Origin of the sequence: Synechococcus sp. MU1655, assembly GCF_023630655.1 — a bacterium.
Lineage (GTDB): Bacteria > Cyanobacteriota > Cyanobacteriia > PCC-6307 > Cyanobiaceae > Synechococcus_C.
Map to the genome: position 1 here is coordinate 1 of NZ_JAKUHK010000110.1, position 6,225 is coordinate 6,225.

9 protein-coding genes and 1 tRNA gene are annotated in these 6,225 nt (G+C 51.0%); 6 read left to right on the forward strand and 4 right to left on the reverse strand.

All coding sequences use genetic code 11. The features are described from left to right. From NCN04_RS06475 to NCN04_RS06500, 6 genes are all read left to right on the forward strand, one after another. Positions 1 to 1,680 (forward strand): ABC transporter ATP-binding protein (locus tag NCN04_RS06475; RefSeq protein ID WP_250395552.1); only part of this gene is annotated, 1,680 nt, incomplete at its 5' end. A gap of 74 nt (positions 1,681 to 1,754) precedes the next feature. After that, complete coding sequence (locus tag NCN04_RS06480; protein WP_048346672.1) at positions 1,755 to 2,006, forward strand: hypothetical protein; 252 nt, start codon at positions 1,755 to 1,757, stop codon at positions 2,004 to 2,006. A gap of 24 nt (positions 2,007 to 2,030) precedes the next feature. Beyond that, positions 2,031 to 2,753 (forward strand): peptide-methionine (S)-S-oxide reductase MsrA, encoded by a 723-nt coding sequence (msrA, locus tag NCN04_RS06485; protein ID WP_250395553.1) that lies wholly within the window; start codon positions 2,031 to 2,033, stop codon positions 2,751 to 2,753. A gap of 4 nt (positions 2,754 to 2,757) precedes the next feature. Further along, positions 2,758 to 2,919: a hypothetical protein gene (locus tag NCN04_RS06490; protein WP_245407324.1), complete on the forward strand. Its 162-nt coding sequence runs from the start codon at positions 2,758 to 2,760 to the stop codon at positions 2,917 to 2,919. Positions 2,920 to 2,986: 67 nt separating this feature from the next. Then, positions 2,987 to 3,334 (forward strand): hypothetical protein, encoded by a 348-nt coding sequence (locus NCN04_RS06495; protein ID WP_048346674.1) that lies wholly within the window; start codon positions 2,987 to 2,989, stop codon positions 3,332 to 3,334. A 14-nt stretch (positions 3,335 to 3,348) separates the two neighbouring features. After that, positions 3,349 to 3,422 (forward strand) — tRNA-Pro (locus NCN04_RS06500). 236 nt (positions 3,423 to 3,658) lie between these two features. Here NCN04_RS06500 and NCN04_RS06505 read toward each other — a convergent pair. From NCN04_RS06505 to NCN04_RS06520, 4 genes are all read right to left on the reverse strand, one after another. Then, positions 3,659 to 3,883 carry a hypothetical protein gene (locus NCN04_RS06505; protein ID WP_048348185.1) on the reverse strand — a complete coding sequence of 75 codons (225 nt, stop codon included), beginning with the start codon at positions 3,881 to 3,883 and terminating at the stop codon, positions 3,659 to 3,661. 150 nt (positions 3,884 to 4,033) lie between these two features. Further along, on the reverse strand, positions 4,034 to 4,375 hold the full coding sequence (locus NCN04_RS06510) for a hypothetical protein (RefSeq protein ID WP_250395554.1): 342 nt from the start codon (positions 4,373 to 4,375) through the stop codon (positions 4,034 to 4,036). Between the two features lie 780 nt (positions 4,376 to 5,155). Further along, complete coding sequence (locus NCN04_RS06515) at positions 5,156 to 5,350, reverse strand: cupin domain-containing protein (protein WP_250395555.1); 195 nt, start codon at positions 5,348 to 5,350, stop codon at positions 5,156 to 5,158. Positions 5,351 to 5,716: 366 nt separating this feature from the next. Beyond that, on the reverse strand, positions 5,717 to 6,225 hold a 509-nt coding region (locus NCN04_RS06520), incomplete at its 5' end, for an insulinase family protein (RefSeq protein WP_250395556.1).

Here is a 6,225-nt window from a genome sequence, read left to right on the forward strand (position 1 = left end):
CTAACGCTGGTTGTGGTGAATATTCTCAGCGTCACGATCCCGCTTGAAGTCAGGCGAGTGATTGATGACTTACAAGACGGGTTCGCAATCTCCGACGTGCTGCGTCAAGCCGGCTTCATCGTGCTGCTGGCCACGAGCATGGGAATCGCGCGGCTGATTTCACGCCAATTGGTGTTTGGAGTTGGGCGGCAGGTTGAGGTGGAATTACGCCAAAAATTATTTGATCAGATGCTGCTGCAAGAGCCCGGCTGGGTGCAGCAAACGGGAAGTGGAGAAATTATTAGCCGTGCCACGAGCGATGTTGAAAACGTCAGAAGACTTCTTGGCTTTGCTGTCCTCAGCCTGACCAACACCGTCTTGGCATACGCCTTCACGCTCCCAGCAATGTTGGCAATTGATCCAGGGCTCACCGTTGCAGCGATCGCGTTGTATCCAGTCATGCTCGGTTCGGTGCGCTTGTTTGGCGGCCGGATGATGCGCCAACAGCGACGCCAACAGGAAGATCTAGCGGGTCTAAGTGAGCTCATTCAAGAAGATCTTTCCGGCATCGCGGCGATCAAGATTTACGGACAAGAGGCTCCGGAACTAGACGCCTTTGGCACTCGAAACAAAAACTACAGAGATTCAGCCATTCGCTTGGCTCGAACCCGCAGCACCCTTTTTCCACTATTAGAAGGAATTTCCTCCATCTCTTTGCTGCTCCTGATTGCCCTTGGCAGTGGGCAGTTGGAACGGGGAACGCTCACCATCGGCGGTTTGGTTGCGCTCATCCTTTATGTGGAACGACTGGTCTTTCCAACGGCGTTGTTGGGCTTCACACTCAACACTTTTCAGACGGGCCAGGTGAGCCTGGAGCGGGTTGAGGAATTGCTATCTCGCCAACCTCGGATTCGAGATCCCCTCGAACCCGTTGCAGTTCAACAAGGGATGCAAGGCGAACTGATCGCAAATAATTTGCATATTCGATATGACGGAAGCGATCAAGACACCTTGAGAGGCCTTTCGTTCCGCATTGCGCCTGGCGAATTGGTGGCTGTTGTTGGTCCTGTTGGTTGCGGAAAAACCACCCTTGCCCGAGCCCTTGGTCGCATGGTGGAAATCCCTGAGGGACAGCTGTTTCTGGATGGCTTCGACATCACACAATTTCGACTCCAAGACCTCAGAGAACAGATCGCTCTTGTGCCACAGGAGGGCTATCTGTTCACGAGCAGCCTTGCCGACAACCTTCGCTACGGAGAGCCTGAAGCAGGCATGGATCGCGTCGAAGCAGCAGCTGATCAGGCCCGATTGCTCGCCGATGTGAAAGGTTTCCCCGATGGTTTTGACACCTTGGTGGGAGAGAGAGGGATCACGCTCAGCGGAGGTCAACGGCAACGGACGGCCCTTGGCAGAGCCTTGTTGATGACATCACCGTTATTGGTTTTAGACGACGCACTAGCCAGCGTTGACAACAACACCGCCGCAGAAATTCTCGCGTCCGTCCGTCGGCAAACGCAACGCACGATTGTGATGATCAGCCACCAATTGTCGGCTGCAGCTGCTTGCGATCGGATTCTTGTTCTGGAACAGGGCCGCCTCGTCCAACAAGGCCATCACAACGAACTCATCACCATCCAAGGTCCTTATCGCAGCCTTTGGGAGCGCGAGCAGGCGGCAGAACGCTTGGATGCCGTTGCTTGAAACATGAAACGCTTATCCATAAAGCCACGACAAATCTTGCGTTCGGGGCTTAGCTGGATCAAAAGGTTTTAGCGATGTCTTCCAGCCCTCCCTTCGCGGTGCGCTGCACCCTCACCTTCGGCGACGTCTATGGCCAAATCTTGGCCTGGATGGCAGTGATTTTTGTGAGTTTGGCCTCCGGTCTGGCCCTCATGGGATCTTCTAAGCCGCTTTTCGCGCTTGTGGGTGTTGGTCTGATTCTTGTCTTGAGCTTGCCGTTCCTTTTATTCGCCTTTGTCACGACTCTGCTGAATCACATTCAACTGGAACCCAAATCAGTTGCCTAGGGTTTTGGCATTGGCTTACTTGCAATGCTGCCTTCCTGGCTTACTGGACAAACCTCACCCTCACAGCCGTCCAGCGATCAAGGGCGGCATGTGGTGCTCGGGACTGCACTGAATGCGCCGCTCATGGACGATCAGGAAGAGGCCCTGTTTGGTTGCGGCTGTTTCTGGGGAGCTGAGAAAGGCTTTTGGAGACTTCCTGGTGTGGTTTCAACAGCCGTTGGTTATGCGGGCGGGAAAGTCGAAAATCCAAGCTATGAACAAGTTTGCAGCGGACGCACAGGCCACTCGGAAGTCGTGAGGGTGGTTTGGAGCACGACGGCCATTGATTTCAGTGATCTCTTGAAATTGTTTTGGGAATGCCACAACCCAACGCAAGGCGATCAACAAGGAAACGACCGTGGCAGCCAATATCGCTCAGCGATTTACACCAGCACAGAGCACCAAGCGGAGCTGGCAGTCGCAAGCCGGGATTGGTATCAGTCTGCATTGAACAAACAAACCCCCGCTGCAATCACAACGGAGATCGCGGCCGACCAAGTCTTTTTTAGGGCGGAGGAGTACCACCAGCAATACTTAGCTCGACCAGGCAGCAGGCCCTATTGCTCAGCCATGCCAACTGGTGTTTTGCTCGGAGACTTCGCAGGTGCAAACTACAAACTTCCAAGTTCGGTTTGGAGCCACTACGACTGGTCCATCAGTCACTGTGTTTTACGCGGTGACAACAGCCCCATTTCTCTGAAGGATTAAACCCATGAACAACGCCTTGCCAGACAGGGTCGTCATGGCTGCAATTGCGCTCACACTTGTTGTGGTGTTCGTTTTGATCTTCAGCTTGAGACCCAATGACAACAACACAGAGCCATTTCTGTGGAAAGAGCAATCCACCCCAAGCGGAAGCTCCTTGGCGATTTGATCACAAACAGAGATTTGAATGGGAAAATCAGCTTATTTAGATCAACTAAGGCACCTAAAAAAGGTACGTGAAGCCCTCACCTGACTCACGCCAGCCCCGTCGGCTGCACCCATTACCTAAGGGGTTGGTGGAGCTCTATGGCTTGATTGCCGTTTTGGTGGTGCTCATTCCTGAGTGGCTTGCGGATGGAACGCTTGCCTTAAACGAGCGCCCTAGCCGCTCTGCAATGCCGATGACCAGCAGAGCTTGGCGCACCCTGCCTGAGCTCCAGTTAGCTTCAATGACGCTCAGTGAGTTGCGTCTCCTTGCAAGGGATTTACGCCTCTGGGGTTACAGCAGCGACCCCCGCGACAAATTGACAAATCGACTGCTGAAACGCTCCACACGGTTGAACAAAGCGGGGAATGCGCTGTGATAGCTTCCTTCTGACGGGGCGTAGCGCAGCTTGGTAGCGCACCACTTTGGGGTAGTGGGGGTCGTGGGTTCAAATCCCGCCGCTCCGATTTCAAAAAGCTCAAATCCCTATCAAAAAGCCGGTTCTAAGAACCGGCTTTTTGATGACCTGCACTATCACTTCAACAGTCTTATCACTGCCCAGTCCATTGCATAGTGCGTTGAGATAAAGCCTCGGAAAATAAACAGAATCAAAGACAATTGGCGATCTAGGACACCACTAACGATTCAGTCAGCAGCTTGGCACGACTGGAATGTCATGTTCCAAGCATGAAGTGCTGCGTCTTCACTTCCAAGTTGCTGTGCAGCGATAGGACGTTTCACCACCCATGCCAATCTCAATCGACATGCATGACGTACCTATCACTTTTTTTCCTTGTGGAACTTTGGATAAAGCTCTGTTTGTCGCGACCTCCTCATCCATCGCCTGTTCAGTCACTGACCCAGCAACGGCAACCCCAGTGGTTCCCAGCACGATGACAGCAGCTGTCAACAACAGAATGGCTTTCATCAGCAAGAGACAAAGAAGATTAACTCCTCTCTAGCAAAACATTTAGGATTTGCCAAAAGCCGCCATCAACACAAGCCTGAAAAGCCTTGTTAAAAGCAAAATCACGGCGATTAGCCTCAACAAAATCCAAAAAGAATTAACTGCTTATTGTTATTTAGTATCAAACAATTCGCCAGCCATCGTCTTATAAAGCTTCAAGGATGCACCTGGACGACGCTTTCGGTTTGGCAAGCCCTGTCCCGGCAGAAGCTTTTCTGAAGCAAAATTAACCGGAAGAGCAACCTCACCTAGTTTTTGGGATTCTGCGAGCTCTTGAGCAATCGATTCCGCTGTCGTAAGTTCCCACTTCATCTCACTGGAAGAAGGATCTAGCTCTTTCTTTCTGTCTTCAGATTCACTTGGAGACGCTGGAGCTGAATCAGAGGCTGCGATAGATGCCGATGCACGAGCCAAAGGCCGGAGAAGCGCGAACCCAAGCGTCAACACCAGCAAGGAGATCACTGTGCTGGGAAGGCCCAGTGATCGGCCCAGGAAATTCCAAACAATTCCTGATCCAGCCAGGCCAAACACGCCAATTACCGCAAGCAGCGGACCTATCAATTTAAGAAGTAGCTTTTTCATCGGGCCATTTCGACGAGTTTCAGACCCTCACTGTGGCTTAGATCAACGCTCACGACAAACCTCCTAGGCAATACTTTCAAACAACTCAAGAAAGCAGAGGCAACAACAGCATCAAGCCTGAAACGCAGAGATCATCAATGACTTCAGCAATGATCGCGTCAGCTGTCACTGCGCCTAATCCCACTCCATTCAACATTCAGGCTAGTAAAACATCATTGCCTTTATTCTTTCATTTGATACTGATCTCCTTTTCTTTTGAATAAAAAGAACCGAGCCTGTCTTCGTAGTCTAAATCATCCGGCATCAATACATTCATGGACTTAGAGATCGGCAAGCTAAACAGACTCGATCAGATTTCATTCGCCCACCCATGGATTCCAAAGCGTGACTTAATATTAATTCTGCACCATACATTCCACAGATTTGCAGATAAATACTCTGGCCAGATACTACAGATGCATCTGGATCGCTGGACCGATATGGCATGCAGCATCTCTGAACACGAAATGAAAGACTTCATGTCACGCGTGAAAGAATTTGCAGTATTTGAAGACTAGTGCTATTTCCATTTTTAGAAATTCAATAACAAACAAGACAACAAAGCCCGATGGGCATGGCACAGCCATGATGGCCAATAACCCCTAGAGGTCATCAGCAGGGATTCCAGCTCGGTGCCTCTGAAGCCTGAACCAAGAGCAATTCGGTAGGTCGATCACCAATACACCAAGAGCAATGCCCTTGCTGATTGAAAGTTCCTTGATCGCCACCGAAACTGATATCCCCAGGCCCCATTTCCACCACTGTGCCGTCCATGGTTTTCACTGCCCAATGACCGCGCAGAGTCATGATCCATTGAGGAGCAGGATTTTCATGCCACGCAAACACATCTCCAGGCATCAAGATCAGCGTGACCAGTTGACTTTCAACCGGGGAGTGATGTGCACACCATATTGGCGCAGCACCTTGAGCAAAAACAGATTGCTGGTGATTATTCAACGCATGAAGTGACTGAGAGCTGGTTCCCTTTTCATTGACCCAGAGACGCCAGTACTTAATTATTGGTGATTGCATTGTTTAACAAAGACAGTCATATTTTATCGTTAATAGCATAGAACGAAATCCCTACAATCAATACACTCAAAAGGCTACCGATGTGCATTCAATTCAAGGAATGACAATCTGATTTTAAGGCAACTGAAGCCTTCCAGACATTCAACGTTGACCAAGTGCTTGTTGCCATCGATCAGCCAAGGATTCAATCGCAGATTGTGGTCCAGAAAGACTGAGAAGAGGATTGGCAAGATGGCGGGATGCTGCCAAACGCAAAGCAGTGCCATCAAGGGTCTCTAAAGCCTCCATGCAGTCATGGTCATGCTTATCGGGAAGGCCAAGGCCTCGGAGCTGAGCACGACGTTCAGCTCTCTGACCGGTTGTTTGAGAGGCATGGGCCAACTGACCACGTAATTTGGCCCGCGCCAGATTGAGGTCTGTGCTCACAAGGGTGTGTTCCATCAGTTCCTGCCAACTCATCATCAGCAGGTTCAAGCTCGTTAAGGCCTTGTCGACCGCGGTTGAAGCATGCAAAACAAAAGGTGAGGCTTTGGCTCTTGCTGGATGGTGCACGCCGACGTCATAGGCCACGCCGTGGTCTTCGCGAAGCCGGCGAAAAAGCAAGCTGGACATACCGGTACCCAAATGGGTTTGCAGCAAACGAAGCGCAA

Coding starts and splice junctions, on each gene's coding strand:
- msrA (WP_250395553.1), top strand. CDS start 2,031: ATGCTGCCTTCCTGGCTTACTGGACAAACCTCACCCTCACAGCCGTCC.
- NCN04_RS06480 (WP_048346672.1), top strand. CDS start 1,755: ATGTCTTCCAGCCCTCCCTTCGCGGTGCGCTGCACCCTCACCTTCGGC.
- NCN04_RS06490 (WP_245407324.1), top strand. CDS start 2,758: ATGAACAACGCCTTGCCAGACAGGGTCGTCATGGCTGCAATTGCGCTC.
- NCN04_RS06505 (WP_048348185.1), bottom strand. CDS start 3,883: ATGAAAGCCATTCTGTTGTTGACAGCTGCTGTCATCGTGCTGGGAACC.
- NCN04_RS06515 (WP_250395555.1), bottom strand. CDS start 5,350: ATGACTCTGCGCGGTCATTGGGCAGTGAAAACCATGGACGGCACAGTG.